This is a genomic window from Eudoraea algarum (assembly GCF_050589645.1).
GTDB lineage: Bacteria > Bacteroidota > Bacteroidia > Flavobacteriales > Flavobacteriaceae > JBNGOQ01.
The window spans coordinates 503,645-519,660 of sequence record NZ_JBNGOQ010000001.1 but is presented as its reverse complement, the minus strand read 5'-3'; the positions used below and the strand labels follow the sequence as shown (position 1 = coordinate 519,660).

At 45.3% G+C, this 16,016-nt stretch carries 18 protein-coding genes; 13 read left to right on the top strand and 5 right to left on the bottom strand.

Features of this window, described 5'->3' with window-relative positions; all coding sequences use genetic code 11:
• Nucleotides 1–59 precede the first annotated feature (59 nt).
• From ACRD67_RS02365 to ACRD67_RS02345, 5 genes are all read left to right on the top strand, one after another.
• Complete coding sequence (locus ACRD67_RS02365; RefSeq protein ID WP_430965429.1) at nucleotides 60–767, top strand: DUF4386 domain-containing protein; 708 nt, start codon at nucleotides 60–62, stop codon at nucleotides 765–767.
• Between the two features lie 70 nt (nucleotides 768–837).
• Entirely contained in the window at nucleotides 838–1,668 is an 831-nt protein-coding gene (locus ACRD67_RS02360; protein ID WP_430965428.1) for a DUF2306 domain-containing protein, read from the top strand.
• Between the two features lie 42 nt (nucleotides 1,669–1,710).
• Complete coding sequence (locus ACRD67_RS02355; protein WP_430965427.1) at nucleotides 1,711–2,883, top strand: acyl-CoA dehydrogenase family protein; 1,173 nt, start codon at nucleotides 1,711–1,713, stop codon at nucleotides 2,881–2,883.
• A 129-nt stretch (nucleotides 2,884–3,012) separates the two neighbouring features.
• Entirely contained in the window at nucleotides 3,013–3,507 is a 495-nt protein-coding gene (locus ACRD67_RS02350) for a DUF6265 family protein (protein ID WP_430965426.1), read from the top strand.
• A gap of 1 nt (nucleotide 3,508) precedes the next feature.
• A complete protein-coding gene (locus tag ACRD67_RS02345) occupies nucleotides 3,509–3,859 on the top strand; it encodes a hypothetical protein (protein WP_430965425.1) in 351 nt (116 codons plus the stop codon).
• A gap of 28 nt (nucleotides 3,860–3,887) precedes the next feature.
• Here ACRD67_RS02345 and ACRD67_RS02340 read toward each other — a convergent pair whose 3' ends face one another.
• On the bottom strand, nucleotides 3,888–4,358 hold the full coding sequence (locus ACRD67_RS02340; RefSeq protein WP_430965424.1) for a CBS domain-containing protein: 471 nt from the start codon (nucleotides 4,356–4,358) through the stop codon (nucleotides 3,888–3,890).
• A 138-nt stretch (nucleotides 4,359–4,496) separates the two neighbouring features.
• Between ACRD67_RS02340 and ACRD67_RS02335 the strand changes: the two genes are divergently transcribed.
• The 4 genes from ACRD67_RS02335 to ACRD67_RS02320 all read left to right on the top strand — a co-directional run bounded on the left by ACRD67_RS02335 (nucleotide 4,497) and on the right by ACRD67_RS02320 (nucleotide 8,926).
• On the top strand, nucleotides 4,497–6,782 hold the full coding sequence (locus tag ACRD67_RS02335; protein WP_430965423.1) for a M28 family peptidase: 2,286 nt from the start codon (nucleotides 4,497–4,499) through the stop codon (nucleotides 6,780–6,782).
• The gene (locus ACRD67_RS02330) at nucleotides 6,775–7,584 is read left to right on the top strand and encodes an NAD(P)H-binding protein (protein WP_430965422.1); all 810 of its coding nucleotides are present in this window, start codon (nucleotides 6,775–6,777) and stop codon (nucleotides 7,582–7,584) included. Before ACRD67_RS02335 ends, ACRD67_RS02330 begins: the two co-directional genes overlap by 8 nt.
• A 121-nt stretch (nucleotides 7,585–7,705) precedes the next feature.
• On the top strand, nucleotides 7,706–8,080 hold the full coding sequence (locus ACRD67_RS02325; protein WP_430965421.1) for a hypothetical protein: 375 nt from the start codon (nucleotides 7,706–7,708) through the stop codon (nucleotides 8,078–8,080).
• A gap of 150 nt (nucleotides 8,081–8,230) precedes the next feature.
• Nucleotides 8,231–8,926, top strand: a complete 696-nt coding sequence (locus ACRD67_RS02320) for a hypothetical protein (protein ID WP_430965420.1) — start codon at nucleotides 8,231–8,233, stop codon at nucleotides 8,924–8,926.
• Nucleotides 8,927–8,994: 68 nt separating this feature from the next.
• On the opposite strand, the gene ACRD67_RS02315 is transcribed toward ACRD67_RS02320, so the two are convergent.
• Nucleotides 8,995–9,492, bottom strand: coding sequence for a nuclear transport factor 2 family protein (locus ACRD67_RS02315; protein ID WP_430965419.1), 498 nt, complete (start codon nucleotides 9,490–9,492; stop codon nucleotides 8,995–8,997).
• Nucleotides 9,485–9,979: a hypothetical protein gene (locus ACRD67_RS02310; protein ID WP_430965418.1), complete on the bottom strand. Its 495-nt coding sequence runs from the start codon at nucleotides 9,977–9,979 to the stop codon at nucleotides 9,485–9,487. The genes ACRD67_RS02315 and ACRD67_RS02310 overlap by 8 nt, the downstream gene beginning before the upstream one ends.
• A gap of 64 nt (nucleotides 9,980–10,043) precedes the next feature.
• Between ACRD67_RS02310 and ACRD67_RS02305 the strand changes: the two genes are divergently transcribed.
• Complete coding sequence (locus ACRD67_RS02305) at nucleotides 10,044–10,985, top strand: NAD-dependent epimerase/dehydratase family protein (protein WP_430965417.1); 942 nt, start codon at nucleotides 10,044–10,046, stop codon at nucleotides 10,983–10,985.
• 8 nt (nucleotides 10,986–10,993) lie between these two features.
• Here ACRD67_RS02305 and moaC read toward each other — a convergent pair whose 3' ends face one another.
• Together moaC and ACRD67_RS02295 are read right to left on the bottom strand one after the other, a co-directional pair.
• Entirely contained in the window at nucleotides 10,994–11,422 is a 429-nt protein-coding gene (moaC, locus tag ACRD67_RS02300) for a cyclic pyranopterin monophosphate synthase MoaC (RefSeq protein ID WP_430965416.1), read from the bottom strand.
• A gap of 2 nt (nucleotides 11,423–11,424) precedes the next feature.
• Nucleotides 11,425–11,865, bottom strand: coding sequence for a molybdenum cofactor biosynthesis protein MoaE (locus ACRD67_RS02295; protein ID WP_430965415.1), 441 nt, complete (start codon nucleotides 11,863–11,865; stop codon nucleotides 11,425–11,427).
• 173 nt (nucleotides 11,866–12,038) lie between these two features.
• On the opposite strand from ACRD67_RS02295, the gene ACRD67_RS02290 reads away from it, so the two are divergent.
• The 3 genes from ACRD67_RS02290 (at nucleotide 12,039) to ACRD67_RS02280 (ending at nucleotide 15,867) form a co-directional block, all read left to right on the top strand.
• Entirely contained in the window at nucleotides 12,039–13,604 is a 1,566-nt protein-coding gene (locus tag ACRD67_RS02290; RefSeq protein WP_430965414.1) for a hypothetical protein, read from the top strand.
• Nucleotides 13,605–14,025: 421 nt separating this feature from the next.
• A complete protein-coding gene (locus tag ACRD67_RS02285; RefSeq protein WP_430965413.1) occupies nucleotides 14,026–14,616 on the top strand; it encodes an RNA polymerase sigma-70 factor in 591 nt (196 codons plus the stop codon).
• Between the two features lie 129 nt (nucleotides 14,617–14,745).
• Entirely contained in the window at nucleotides 14,746–15,867 is a 1,122-nt protein-coding gene (locus ACRD67_RS02280; protein WP_430965412.1) for a FecR family protein, read from the top strand.
• Nucleotides 15,868–16,016: the final 149 nt, after the last annotated feature.

Below are 16,016 nucleotides of genomic sequence, written 5' to 3'. Positions count from 1 at the left end.
ATACCATAATCAAAAAACGAACAATCATTACATCAATCATCAATCAAAAAACGAACATCATGAATGCAAACAAAAAATTAGGTAGAATTATAGGAGTTTTACTACTAATCGTGGTCATTTCAGGGGCTCCGGGAACCCTGTTAAGAGGACTGTCCCGTTCGCTATACGAGACGCCCGATTTCCTTGATCAAGTGTCCCAAAACGCGGTGCAAATGCGATTTTCAGTACTTCTGGACATGATTGCAAGCTCCCTTTGGGTGGGGATTTCCATTGTATTGTACCCGCTGATAAAACAATACCGGCACAGTTTGGCCCTTGCATTTTTTGGGCTTTGGATCGCCAATATTGCCATTATCATCTCGGGCAATATGAGCCACCTCTCCCTTTTATCCTTAAGTGAGGAGTATTTGGGGACCGCAGCATCGGACCAGGGTGTTTTAAACGCCATCGGCATGGTGAAAATAGAGGAATATTTTTGGTCCCATTTTATGAGCCTCATGCTCTATAGTTCGGCCTCCCTTTTCCTGTTCTACTTTTTCTTTAAGACCCGTTTGGTTCCCCGTTTTTTATCGGTCTGGGGCATGGTGGCGGTCAGTGGCGTATTCCTGGCCTGCTGGTCCAACATCTTTGGCCAAAGCGTGCCCATGTACGTATACATGCACAACGGTCTTCATATCATCTCTCTCATCATATGGCTATTGGTCAGGGGCTTTAACAGCTCCTCTTTGGTCTCCGCACCCACCAGGCCCATGGCCCATGGGGGTTAGGGGCCCAAAAGGACAGTGCTAAGGCAAACATCATCATCAATCATCAATCATCAATCAAAAAACGAACATCATGAATACAACAGACAGCGGGGTACGTACCGCCCTACCCAGAAAAATCGGAGCCGACGCGCTCCTAAATGCCGCAGTTAAGTTTTGGTTTCTGGTCGCAGTCCTCGGCCAATGGATCTTTGTCTATTACGTAAGCGCATTCTACGGCGGTACTGCGCTGCAAGGGGAATTTGCGCGATGGAACGAAGTACTCCCCCACGGTTATGTTGAGGGCGAGACCATGGGCAATTTGGCCGTGGCCCTGCATATCTTGCTGGCCGTAATCATCATTGTGGGCGGACCGCTACAGCTTATTCCACAAACCCGGACCCATGCCCCCAGTTTTCACCGTTGGAACGGGCGGTTATACGTTATGCTAGCCTTTCTCATCAGCGTGGACGGCCTGTACATGGTGTGGACCCGTGGAACCATCTCGGGCTTGGTGGGCGATATCAGTGTCAGCATCAATGCCGTACTCATTATGCTCTGTGCTGCCCTGGCCTGGCGCTATGCGGTAGCCAAAAACTTCCCCGTACATCGACGTTGGACCCTCCGCTTGTTTCTGGTGGTCAACGGGGTCTGGTTTTTTAGAATCGGCCTTATGTTCTGGCTTTTTGTAAACGGGGGTCCTGTAGGCTTTGATCCGGAAACCTTTCGGGGACCTTTCCTTACCTTCCTGGGTTTTGCCCAATACCTTTTGCCCCTGGCCATCCTGGAGCTTTACCTGGCGGCCCAGCGCTGGGGCGGCACCCTGGGCAAAACCACTATGGCTATAGCGCTCTTTGTCATCACTATGGTAACGGGGGTCGGAATTTTTGCGGCCACCACAGGCATGTGGTTGCCCCGACTCTAACTTTTGCCCCCCATATCACTTCAACTAAAAAATCGTAGAAAAATGAACAGCACTGCACTATCACAGTTACCCCAGAAGGAGCAAGACCCCTTGGAAAAAGTATACCAAAGCCTTCGCACCGTAGAACGGACCAAGGACTACAAGGACTTTTATTCCTATCTAAAATCCACACGCATACCCTTCATCCCTTGTGATGAAAGAAAGGCAGGGACCATGTATAGGGAATGTTTCAAGGTCCTACACGGTATGGGACAAATTTCCATTCCCGTAGCCGTAGCCCTGTCCATGCATTATTATATGCTGGCCGCCCTTGCCGCCTATCCCCTTTCAAAGAAAAGTACTTCCTATTGGAAAAGGGAAATGCTGCTCGCCAAAATTAAGAAGGAACGCCTATTGATTGCAAATACGGGCTCTGTCCGCACCTTCAAGGACACGGCCGAAAATTCGGGTATCCTAGCACGTAAGGAAAAGGGGGGCTATACCATACAGGGCAAGGCCCCTTTTATGTCCCTGGCCGGAGTGGCCAATTATGTGGTCTTCGCGGCAGAGTTGCCCTCCGGTGAAAAGGCAGTGTTCTTTGTTCCTTTGGACAATGACCAAATTGAATTTGAACATACTGCCTTCGGAGACAGCATGCAGGGATCTTTTACCAAAGCCGTAAAATTCAAGAACCTAAGGGTAGGCCATGCCAATGTACTTTCCTTGCCAGATTCCCAGGCCAGCAACTGCGAAATCCTGGTATACCAAAGAGCGTGGTTCCAGGCCTTTATACCCGCTCCCTATCTGGGTGCAACCTCCGAGGTCCTTTCTTGCGCAAAAGCCTTTGCCAAGAAAAAAATAAAAAATGGCAAATCCTTGGCAGCATCGGAAAGCTTTCAAGGGCGAGTGGGCGAACTACTGATCAAATACAGGGCTGCCCAGCAGTTATGTGAGCATACCAGGGCGGCCATGGACGATTTTAAAAGAGGGGACCGGATCTCCCTGGAAAAGCTGTTCGAGAGCTCAGTGCTTTCCAAACACTTTTCCACCCATTTTGCTGAAGAGATCGTGACCCAGGTCCGCTATCTGATGGGGTCCCAATTTCTGTTGCCCGGAACCCTGACCAACAAAGTGTACAAGGAGATTGTCTTTGGTGCGCTACAGCCCATGAGCGACACCGATATCAAGGACTATTTTGCCCGGGCATTTATGGATCCTTGCAAGCTATCTTTTTAGCGTGTATCTTTACCTTTAGGTAATCCCTTCCAAGGGCATGTTTTGCGAAAGTCTCGCTTTATCCGGTTTATCCCTCCCATAAAACAAGCGTTCATAATTTGTATATTGTATCGATTTAAAACCCACGATATGAGAATGCTCATCCTTTGTTTCATGCTGTGCACCCTAGATTGCAGCGCCCAAAACACGATTTCCTTGGAAGAAGGGGCCGCTTCCCCCAAAGCGTCGCTCGCCGATGTGGAATGGATCGCCGGACATTGGAAAGGCGAGGCTTTTGGAGGGATTACCGAGGAAATATGGAGTCCGCCCCTGGGAGATTCCATGATGTTTGTGTTTAAGCTTGTTGTAGACGGTGCGGTACAGTTCTATGAGGTTGGGGGCATTAGGCAGGTAGATGGAAGCTTGTTGCTGCAACTGAAGCACTTTCACGGTAATTTTAAAGGTTGGGAAGAAAAAGAGGAGACGGTAGACTTTAAACTGGTAAAGCTTGAAGGAAATCGTATTTACTTTGATGATTTCACCTTTGAAAAGGTCACGGAGAACGAAATCAATCTCTATGTCGTGATCTCAAATAAGGATGGCTCCCAGGAAGAGGTAAAATTCAATTATAAAAGGCAAGGTTAGCGTGCAAAAAACCTGTTTGGAATGCAATGAGGTCATTGTAGGTCGGGTAGACAAAAAATTCTGCTCGGACTATTGCCGTAATTCCTATAACAACAAAATAAATAAGGACAGTAAAAACCTTATCCGTAACATCAATAACCGATTGCGAAAGAACTATAGGATACTGGACAGTTTTCCCTTAAAGGAGAACAAGACCAAAACCACCAAAAACAGGCTGTTGGACAAAGGTTTTGATTTTGAGTATTTCACACATCTATACACTACCCAGAAAGGTACGGTATACTACTTTTTATACGACCTGGGTTACCTTCCGTTGGATAATGATTACTATATGATCGTGAAACGGGAATAGGGATAAGGAAATTTTTGTCCGTAAAAATTTACTTCCAGTTCTGACCGCTGAGCTTAAGGGCTGCGATCACAATATCCTTTCGGCTGATCTGCCCTACCAGGATATCGTTTTTCATTACGGGCAATCTACGTCTATTGTGCTTGTCAAATACCCCCGCAGCGTCAAAAATGCTCATATCGTGCGCAATGGTCTCCACATTCTTGGTCATAAAACGTTCCACACTTTTGTCCAATATGGGCTGATTGAAGTAACGACTTTCTGAAATCTGCTTCATACAATCCGCTTCGGAAATGATTCCGACCAGGAATCCATTATCGTCCATTACCGGTCCCCCGGAAATTTTGTTCTTCGCAAAGGACTCCATGACCTCTAAAATAGATTGTTCGGGTCTAAAAGTCACCAATTTTCTGGTCATATAATCCTCTACCAGTATGGGAGCGTTGTATTCCTTTTTGGAAACCTCCTTTGCCCTACGCCCCTGAAAACTCTTGATTCCCATAGTAATTACTTTTTAGGTTGATTAATAAAGTTAGTGAATTTTGGTGAAATTCCGTGAATTTTTTAAATAATATTGGATGAAATACACAAAACCTTGAGAATTTTATATTTTTAGGCCACAATTAGCTACTTCTGAAAAATGAAACAAATTACTTCCCTCACCTGCCTATTACTCATTTTGTTGGCTGCCTATTGGAGTTTTCGGGCGTTAACACCTTCCTATACCAACAATCGCTCCCTTCCGGAGGCTTCTTTTTCTACCGATAGGGCCATGGCGCATGTGGAAAAGATGGCCAAGGCCCCTCACGGAGTGGGTTTTAAAGCCCATGCAGCGGTTAGACAATATATTGTTTCCGAATTGGAGCAACTGGGATTGGAAACCAGCTTGCAGGAAGGGTATACGGCCGGGGACTGGGCCAACCTCAGCAAAGCCACCAATATTTTGGCTCGAATAAAGGGCTCGGGCTCGGGAAAAGCCCTGCTACTGTTATCACATTACGATAGCAGTCCCCATTCCTCCCTGGGTGCCAGTGATGCGGCCAGTGGCGTGGCCACAATTTTGGAAAGTGTGCGCGCCTTTCTATCCGAAAAAAAGACGCCCAGGAACGATATTATCATTTTGATTACCGACGCCGAGGAGTTGGGCCTTAACGGAGCGGATCTTTTTGTAAGCCAACATGCCTGGGCGAAGGAGGTGGGATTGGTATTAAATTTTGAGGCCCGTGGCAGCGGTGGGCCAAGCTATATGCTCATTGAGACCAATGGGGGCAATGGGAAGCTTATTGATGAATTCTCCAAAGCCGATCCAGAATTTCCCGTGGCCAATTCCTTGGCCTATAGCATATACAAGATGTTGCCAAACGACACCGATCTAACCGTATTTAGGGAAGATGGCGACATCCAAGGCTTTAATTTCGCCTTTATTGATGATCATTACGACTATCATACCGCCCGGGATACGCCGGAGCGATTAGATGTAAATACCCTTGCCCACCAGGGAAGCTACCTGATGCCCTTGCTCCGACATTTCAGTAATGTGGACCTGGATCGGTTGAAAAGCCAGGACGACTATATCTATTTCAATGTGCCATTTTTTAGGCTGGTATCCTATCCTTTTGCCTGGATATGGCCCATGTGGGGACTGGCCGCACTGCTCTTTATGGTCCTATTGATTCACGGATTCCGACGGAATGCACTACAGACCAAAGGTGTTTTTTCGGGTTTTTTGCCTGCCTTGCTGGCCTTGGTCATCAATGGCCTTATTGGTTTCTACAGCTGGTCGGTTTTAAAATGGGCCTATCCCGAATACGAAGATATGCTCCACGGATTCACCTATAATGGGCATACGTATATCGCTGCCTTTGTATTGCTTTCGGTGGCGGTTTGTTTTTGGGTCTACCGCAAGTTCAAAAAAATAGGCACACCAAACCTTTTGGTGGCCCCTATCTTCATATGGTTTCTGCTCTGTGCAGTAGTTTCGGTTTACCTAAGGGGTGCCAGTTTTTTTATCGTTCCGCTCTTTGCCCTCCTGGCCTCCTTCTTGGTGGTGCTTAACCAAAAACATCCCAGTCCGTATCTATTGGTCTTTTTGGCGCTTCCCGCCATATGGATCTATGCGCCTTTCATTAAGATGTTCCCTGTAGGACTTGGATTGAAGATGATGATTGCCGCCACGCTGTTCACCAGCCTGCTCTTTTTGCTGCTCCTGCCCATTTTTGGGTACTTTAAACATATGGGGCGTTTAGCTTCCATTGGCCTGTTGTTGTTTTTGGGTTTTATGGTGGGTGCGCACCTGAATTCGGGTTTTTCCCAAGAAAATGCGAAACCCAGCAGCCTTTTATACGTGCTGGACGCCGATAAAAATACGGCCCAATGGGCCACTTACGAGCACGAGCTTTCGGATTGGACGGCACAATACCTAGGGGCCGATAAAACGGTACCCCAACAACTGGCCGATAAGACCATCAGCAGTAAATATGCTGCCGGCTTTACCTATGTGGTCAGTGCGCCGGCAAAAACCATTGCAGCACCCAAAATCGAAACGACCATGGACACCCTCATAGGAAATGAGCGATTGTTGGAAATCTGCATCAGTCCGCAGCGGACCGTGAACCGTTTGGAGGTCTTTTCCAATGACATCCCCATAACAACGGCCTCGGTCAACAACATTCCCCTATCTCCCTATTATTTGGAACACAGAAAACGGGGGAAATTGGTAACGCACTACATAAGCGATAACACCCCTACCGAGTTACGACTGCGCTTCCCAAAGGATTCCGTACTGGAACTTACGCTCTACGAAGCCTCCAACGATCTGCTGAACAATCCCTTGTTTAGCGTTCCACCCCGGCCGGAAAATAGTATTCCCATGCCATTCGTACTCAATGATGCCATTTTAGTGACCAAAAAGGCCCGGTTTGAGTAAGTGCATAGCTATCCTGGGTTGTGGCTGGTTGGGGCTGCCACTGGCCAAGTCCTGCATAGAGGATGGTTTTAAGGTGAAAGGAAGTACCACTTCACCGGAAAAACTGGGACTATTGAAGGAGGCGGGTATTTTGGCTTACAAGATCTCCCTTTCCGAGGAGGCCGTGAGCGAAGAAATCCATGATTTTTTGTTCGGGGTAGATGTCCTGGTCATCAACGTCCCCCCAAAGCTGAGGCAGCGCAATGCAGAAAATTACGTGGAAAAAATGCGGCGACTGCATAAAGCAATCAAAGCATCAAAAACCAGGAAGATTATTTTTGCCAGCAGCACCTCGGTCTATGGGGAAATCGAAGGGGAGGTTTCCGAGGACAGCGCTCCAAGTCCGGTGACCGCATCGGGAAAACAGCTATTGGAATCCGAAAAGCTATTTGTTAAGGACAGTGAGCTCAATACCACAATCATACGTTTTGGAGGACTCCTTGGACCAAAAAGGCATCCCATTCATATGCTTGCAGGAAAAAAACTGCCCACCCATGGCAAGGTGTTTACCAATCTCATCCATTTGGACGATGCCATTCGGGTCATACAGGCAGTAATTGCCCATAATTGGTGGAACGAACTGTTCAATGCCGTCTATCCCAAGTACCCTTTTAAGGACGAATACTATACCCAGGAAGCCAAAAATAGGGGTCTTATTCCACCACAATACCAGGGAACAGGGACCAAAATGGGGAAGAAAATCCTATCAAGTAGGCTAATACATGTTAAAAAATTCCGTTTTAACACTTCAATTCTCTCTTGATTCACCACGCAAAAAGCATTTTTCACAACAAAAAACGGGCAATTTCGTTAAATTATGTCATTGATTTTAAGCACTTTACATTTTAAGCTGTACCTTTATTAGGTAATTAAAATCGATTGATATGGAAAATTCAAGTCTAAAAAGGAGGATTCTCTCGGAAATTGAGAGCTTGATCTCCCGCAGCTGTCCCAATCGAAAAATTCCCAAAAACTTTGAAAGCCTACACATTGCTATTTTAAAGAAGCATTACAATGCGGCAGAGGTCTCCATTGATTATCACCGAAAACGTGTGGCGATGGACATTGTAATGGACGACAAAGATTATGACCCTAAGAAGGTGAACCTACATGTTCCCACCCTGCATGCAAATCTCCTGTTCAAAAACCTACGCGATTTCTTAAAATCGTGCATTGACAAGGATACGAGGAGTTTGGCCTTTTATGCCGGTTTGCTGCGTTCCTATGAAAACAAGGACGTAACGCTCACGGTAGCTTGATTTAAATACCACTAAAAACCACCATACGGAAAAAGGATGCGCTCTAGCATCCTTTTTTTATTGGTATAGAAGTGTTTATGAATATCCTTAACACTTTACTTAAAAATATTTTAATAGTTTTGCCGCACAGTAATTTTTGAGAAGAAACACATGAAAAAAATTGTATTATTTCTATTGATCGGCCTGCCGCTGTTGGGCATGGCACAGAACAAAAGTGAACTGCTACAGCATTATGAGGCTTTTTATAAGGAAATGAAGTTACAAGGAGATGTGAACGGGGTAATCAGTGCCTTGACACATTTAAACGTATTGGCTCCGACCAAGGAACGCAAGGACACACTTGCCTATGTATACGCCAATAACAATCAACACCTACAAGCGCTGAATACTATCGGTATTGAAAGCAATGAAGGTGATTCCGATTTGGCGGTACGTGTTAAGGCCGTTTCCCTGAAAGCGCTCAACCAGCCCAAACGGGCCTTGGAGCAATTTGAAATTCTATTCAAACGATCGCCCAGTCCCTATTTGGCCTACGAACTGTCTGATCTAAAGGTACAGACCGGGGACAATACCGGTGCGGCGTCGAATATTGAGTATGGGATTGCCAATGCCAAGGACGATATGAAGTATGCTTTCTATGAAAGACAGCAACCCTACGAGGTTCCTTTAAAGGCGGCTTTGATCCATATGAAAGGTTTGGTAAAATACAATACCGACAAGGACGATATAGATGGTGCCATTGCTATTATTGATGAGGCCCTTAAAATTGATCCCAATTTTAATCTGGCCAGTTTAAGCAAGCAAGCCTTGGAATCGCGCAAGGCGCAGCCAGAAACCCAGGAATAACCTATATTGCATATGAAGAAGGGGCTTTATGAAAAGCCCTTTTTTTATTCCCCCAAACCCTTGAATGGTCAATTTTGTTTTAGACGGCGCAGTAAAAGACTATCCTTCTCCTTTTTAATGGCAACTAGCTCCGTGACATTTTCGTTGGGTACGGCAATGGAAAGTACATAATGCGCTATTTTCCACTTGCCATCCACCAATTTCAACACACCGGAACCGCGACAAAGCTCCATCTGCGTGTCCAATAATTCATCGAACCAAGCAAGGTCCAAGGCTTCGTTCAGGTAGATATTCCGTTCCACGGAGGTAAAGCTCCATGCCTTGCCCCGATCAAAATAGGGTTTGGAAAATTCCCTGAAAGCCTTGTTCTGCCAGTTCTCCGTAGCATCCGTACCGATAAACACCCCATCGGCCGTCATCTTGTCAAAATACGCTTTAAAATCGGCCTCTGCAGCTGCCAGGTGCCAAGCATCCAAAACCGAATGTATCTGTTTTTCAACTTCAGTCTCCTGCGCGCCCAACTGGGCAAAAAACACGAGCGCCAGACCTAAAACTAATTTATTCATCTAATATCAATTGTGTATCCAAGGTATTGTTTACAATAACATTGAATTGGTTTCTCATTGCGTTGTAGGCCTCTACCATTTCCAGGGCAGGGCTGGCCGTTTCCGTTCGATATTCCAAACTGGCCTTTACCTTTAATATATAGGTGCGGAAAACCCTTTGCCTACTTTTTATCTGCGGAATATCAAAGGCTTCAGGGTAGGTAGAGGCTGCAAGCAGCTTTTGTTTTTCGATCAAATCGTCAATAACAAACCCCAGGTCTTCCTTGTTTTTGGCGCGATATAAGGCCTCGAAACTGGTCTCCAGGCCGTTGAACTCGGGCCACTCCCCAAGGATTTTTTTTGCCTTGGCATTGACCAGGAAGATTTCTGGTAGTTCGTCCGCATCAAAGTCGCTCCCCGATGCACCATCGGCATTATCATTGTTTTTGTTTTGATTGCAGGACAGGAGCAACAAGAAAGCTGCCCCTAAAACGAATAATTTTCCCATGGAACGAATGTACAAATTTTAATAAAAGTTATCTTTGCCCTCGAATCCATTTAACTTCGATTTGATGCAAAAATCCATCTTGATTTTAGGCGCCTGTGGACAGATAGGCACGGAACTTACCTTGGCGCTCCGCGAGAAATACGGGAACGATCAGGTGGTGGCCAGCGACATTCGGGAAGGCAGTAAAAATTTAATGGATTCCGGACCCTTCGAATTGCTCGATGCCACCAATTATGACGCCATGGAGGATGTAATCATGTATTACGAAATTGAAGAGGTCTATCTTATGGCGGCCATGCTGAGCGCAACGGCAGAAAAATTCCCCATGCGGGCCTGGAATTTAAACATGAACTCGCTTTTTAACGTGCTCAACCTGGCCAAGGAAGGAAAAATCAACAAGGTGTTCTGGCCCTCGAGCATTGCTGTTTTTGGACCCAACACCCCCTTGGAGAACACCCCGCAGAGCACCATTATGGAACCGAGCACGGTTTACGGTATCAGCAAACAATCCGGGGAACGATGGTGTTCCTATTATTTTCGCAAATACGGCGTGGATGTTCGCAGTGTTCGATACCCGGGACTCATTAGTTGGAAAACACTTCCAGGCGGGGGCACCACGGATTATGCCGTAGAAATTTACCACAAGGCGGTTTCGGGAGCCTCCTATACCAGTTTCTTAAAGGCCGATACCAAATTGCCTATGATGTTTATGGACGATGCCATTAGGGCTACGGTAGATATTATGGAAATTGAAAGTGACAAACTTACCGTGCGCTCGTCCTACAATTTGGCGGCCATGAGTTTTACACCAGCGGAAATTACTGCGAGTATCCAAGCTTATATCCCTGAGTTTAAAGTAGATTTTAAACCTGATTTTAGACAGGACATTGCGGATTCCTGGCCCAACAGCATAGATGATTCCCAGGCAACGGTAGACTGGGGCTGGCAGCCTCAATTTGATTTGGAACGTACCACGGAAGAAATGTTACGGAACTTGGGCAAGTAGCGTATTTCTCAGGTGTTGAGAATATCGGATTTCCCCCCAGTTTTCTTTAGCAGTTTGATCTGATGGATCTCCACGCCCTTATCGATAGGTTTTAGCATATCGTAGATATTCAGGGCCACCACACTGGCTCCGTGCATGGCCTCTACCTCCACTCCCGTCTTATATACCGTCTTTACGGTAATCTTTATTTGGATCTCAAGGTTTTGGATCTCATAAGCAATATTGGTGTACTCAATGGGCATAGGGTGGCAATCGGGAAGTAGGTCTGCCGTTTTCTTAACACCGAGGAGTCCTGCCGCCCGGCTCTGGGCAAAAACATCCCCTTTGGGAACCGTCTTGTTTTGGATGGCGTCTATGGTGGCCTGGGTGCTGACCCTCACAATGGCCTGGGCAATCGCGGTTCTTACCGTAGGGGACTTATGGGTGATGTCTACCATAATCAGTTATTCACTTTCCATTGATAGCTTTCGTCCTCAAAAAGTTCCTTGCCAAAAACGGGGACTTCTGCCTTTATTTCCTCCACGATATAACGTATGGCCTCAAAGACCACCTTGCGGTGCGGGGAGGACGCAAAAACGAACAAGCAGATTTCCCCGGCCTTTACAATTCCCGAGCTGTGGTAAATATGCATACAGCTCAGATCAAATTTCCCAAAGGCGGCCTCCCGTATTTCCTGGAACTTGAGATTGGCCATTTCCTCATAGGCCGTATATTCAATGGCGGCCACGGTTTTTCCGTTGATCTCATCGGCCCGTACCTGCCCCAAAAAAATATCATGGGCCCCAATATGGGTCTTGGACTGGTGCAGGGCAATGGAATTCGCAATGAATTCCGGGCTTATGGCACCGTTTACAAATACGTTTTTGGTTTTTTGTTCCATAACAGAAGTTTCTGCTAAGGTAAACAACAAAAGTCAAAAGACTAAATTGCATCCTCCGCCATTTCTATTTTGTTTTACCGATGAATATTACCTTTCATCCATTTTAACATGAAACATAAAAAATCTACGATAATTATCCTCCGTAAAAAAAACGAATTCCGTACTTTCCACCCATGAAGAAACACTACTTTGTCCTGATTTCCACAGCGCTACTTTTCTTTGGATGTAGCAGTTCCAATGAAGATCCTCCGGTGGTAAACCCACCTGAAACACCGGATAATACAGCTCCCTCCATAACACTTTTGGGTCTGGAGGCGGTGGTAGAGGTACTCACTACCTTAAATATTACCGTTACGGACAATTCAGATAATGTTACTTCTTCCGTATTGGTGGATGGCACCGAGGTATTCAGCAGCTCCCAGAAGCAGTTTTCCTACGAATTGGATCCTTTCGATTTCTTGGATGGCGAACACGAGATTTCCATAGAATCCGTGGATGACAGTGAAAACAAAGGCATGGCATTGGACACCTTTGAATCCAAGAAACTGTTGTTCGCAGTGACCACCACCGATTTCAATAGCGATCTCATTGATCTTTTTTTTTCACTCCACTCCTTGGAGGGTAAATTGATTGAATACAGAAATGTAGCGATCTCAGCAGAAGAGCTGCATTTCTATGCTCCGGACAACTTTAAAAGGCAATCCTTTATTGCTTCCGAAATTGTCTTGGGTAAAAACGGTTTTGAGTTTGATGTCATAACCTCCTATGCGGATATCGTGCCTGGCACCAATGAGACCGAAATACAAAATGCGAGGGCAAATGAGTTTCCCAATTACAGTGGCATAAAAAGGGATGGGAGTTTTAGTCTGGGTATAATGGACACGGATTTTACACCTTTTGGACTTTTCAGCACCAATTATTCCACCATTAGGACCTTCCGAGGCGCCACATCTTCAAGCTTTGATTTTGAGTATGATACAACAGCTACGCAGAACATATTTATCTATACACTTCCCATTAATAGTAGGAACCTAGACGAATACAGCTATTTTATTCTTGATGATTTCAAAGATCAAACCATTAGTCTGAACGATTTCGAATTACCGCCTCAAACAAATACAGTAAACCTACCTGCCGGCTCGTTAAATTTTAATTTTTCATTACGTGGGTTTGCCAATGAAGCTGGTTTTAATAACAACAACTTCAATCAAATAGTCAATTTTGCAGGCAATCCCAGTGATTTTAACAATACTATGGAACTGCCGGTTATAGACGCGTACAATGTGGTGCAACAACGCTTGAACATCCAATTGGATAACAAAAGGTCTATTGAGTCCTGGTTCAAAGGATTCGGTGATATTGTTATTCCGGGATGGAGCGTTTCCAGGGCAGGAAATGAGGTCAGCATTTCCGCGGACTACGTTCGATCTTCGTTTCGTTTGGATTTTGAGCGGCCTGGGTCTACTGGTTCCAGTCCTTTAGCACCTTTTATCTGGAGTTTTACAAATCGCCCCAACACTACGGTCTCCATTCCGTTCGGGAGCATGGAAATTCCGGAAGAGGTTGCCAACAATCTGTTGGCCAAGGGGTTTGATTTAACGAATATGGACTCTCCGGACAAGTTGACCTTCACCCTGTACACCTTTGAAGAGGAAACTTCTTATGAAGAGTTGATTTTTAACTTTTATACCAACCAACGGGGCGATCAAACCTTCATGACATTTGATATCAATGATTAGGTGTTCTTGTCATAGCCTAAAACCGGGAGCACGGTTAGATACAATGAAATATTTCCTACCGTACTAGCTTACATGGTACCTTGGGTATTACCTAAACCATTTTTGCACATCTCGGTCAGGCCGCTTTTAATGAACCATTGGAAATCGGTATCGCACAAATACGTGAAGTTATTCTTACAGCATCCCGGCAAAATGCAATTTGGCAAGCGGGTGCCCTGTTGGAAACCTTCCCTTAAAAAAGTGCAGTCCAGAATGGCTCGGATGCCTGTGATACCCGTGTTTTTTATCGAGGATCCACTGCATCGATCATATTAAATAATCCTTATCTATCGGTTACGATTTTTATCATCTTTTAGTGATAAAGACATTTTTTTATACATTTATCCTATGCAAATTTCATTTAATGAAGCATTAGATTGAAATGTCGGTCACAAAACCAAAAACGAACAAGTTACTCCTAGCGGAATTCAAAAAGGGCAATAAAAAAGCTTTTCGAAAGCTATTTGAGCTATTTTGGGAGCCCATGTACGTCAATGCCAAATCCATCGTTCTTGATGAGGCTATCGCTAAAGATATCGTGCAGGATATTTGGTTGAATCTATGGCAGAAAAGAGAGCACCGGGAAATCAAGAATTTTGAAGCTTATATTTTCAGATCGGTGAACAATGGCTGTTTTAAATATTTACGGGACAACAAGCTAAGTGCTTCCCAGCTTCAGGTTATTGAGTCATTGGAATTGACCTCCCCGTCCGATGCAGAAAGTCAACATAACCTGGATCAGACCCGATTTATTATCGAAAAGTCCTTGACGGGCCTGTCACCCAGATGTCAACAGATTTTTAGGCTCAGTCGTATGGAAGCTGCCAGCAATGAAGAAATAGCCAGGCGCTTGGGCATATCAAAACGATCTGTGGAAAATCAAATGTCCATAGCGCTGAAGTCCATTCGCCAAAACTTGAGGCTCGCCCAATCTTCCCTGACTTCCCTTTTTTTCTTGAGCATCCTCCTTTGATTTTCTCGTTAACGGCCAAAAGCCATGCGCGCTGATTCTACAGCTATATATGTTAATGAAATGTTAATTTTATAAAACTTGTGTGCGTTCCCCCCGCTTTACGGTTCTTACTAGTATAGCGCACCAAATATGCAAGAGAAAGAATTCAGAAAATTGTTGGACAAATACCTGAACGGATCCATATCCGAGCAGGAACTGGAGGTCTTGGAAAAGTTCAAGGCAGAACTTTCATCCAACCAGCAACCCTATTTTAAAAACGAGGCCCATAAAAATACCGTGAAGGAATCTATATGGACGGCCATTAACGCACAAACCCGGAATCCCAAAAGGAGAAAGGCTTCCCTTTGGAAGGTATCCTCGGCCGCAGCCCTGTTTATAGGCCTCCTGACCAGCGCGTATTTCTACCTGCAAAATTCCACCTCAAATACCCCGGCCGTACTACCGGAAAATGCCATCACCCTTCAGCTCGAAAATGGTGACCTGCAGATTATCAATGAAAATGGGCAAGTGGAAGTCCTGGACGCCCAAGGCCAAATTGTTGGGAAACAGGACGGGAAGAGTTTGAAATATACGGGCAACGACTCCAAAAAAGAACTTGCCTACAATACGCTGGCCGTACCCAACGGAAAGACCTTCGAGCTTCAACTATCCGATGGTACCGTGGCCCATCTCAATGCTGGTTCCTCCATCAAATACCCCGTGCAGTTCGTAAAAGGTTTACACAGACAGATCTTCGTGACCGGGGAAGCCTATTTGGACGTTGCCAAGGATGCCGAGCACCCTTTTATCGTGAGCACAAATGGATTGAACGTCCGGGTATTGGGGACACAATTTAACGTGTCGGCCTATCCAGAGGACGAAACAACGGAAGTGGTATTGGTAGAAGGTGCTGTAAGCCTCTATACGGAAGCGGAGGGATACAATACCGACAAAAACGTATATCTGAAACCTGGGTTTAAGGGAAGTTTTGATCGGACCAAAAACAATATCGACACCGCTGAGGTAATCACTAGTTTATATACCTCATGGATCAATGGAAAACTGGTCTTCAGGAACATGACCTTTACCAACATACTCAAAAAGCTTGAACGGCATTACAACGTGACGATCATTAACAACAATACCGACTTGACCCATGAGGAATTCAATGCCAATTTCGGAAATGAACCCATTGAAAATGTGCTTGAGGAATTAAAGGTCAATTACGGAATCGAATACGAGATTCTGGACAATAGGATACTGATCGAATAACAACCTAATACTAAAGTTTTAAAAGGAACGCCTATGAAGTAACCCTAATTGAAGATGTAACCAAAAAAGATTACTTCTTGTGATGGTCAGATATGGCCATAAAAAAATCGGAAAATGCTACGAACATCTTCCGATTGGTCGAAGTGATC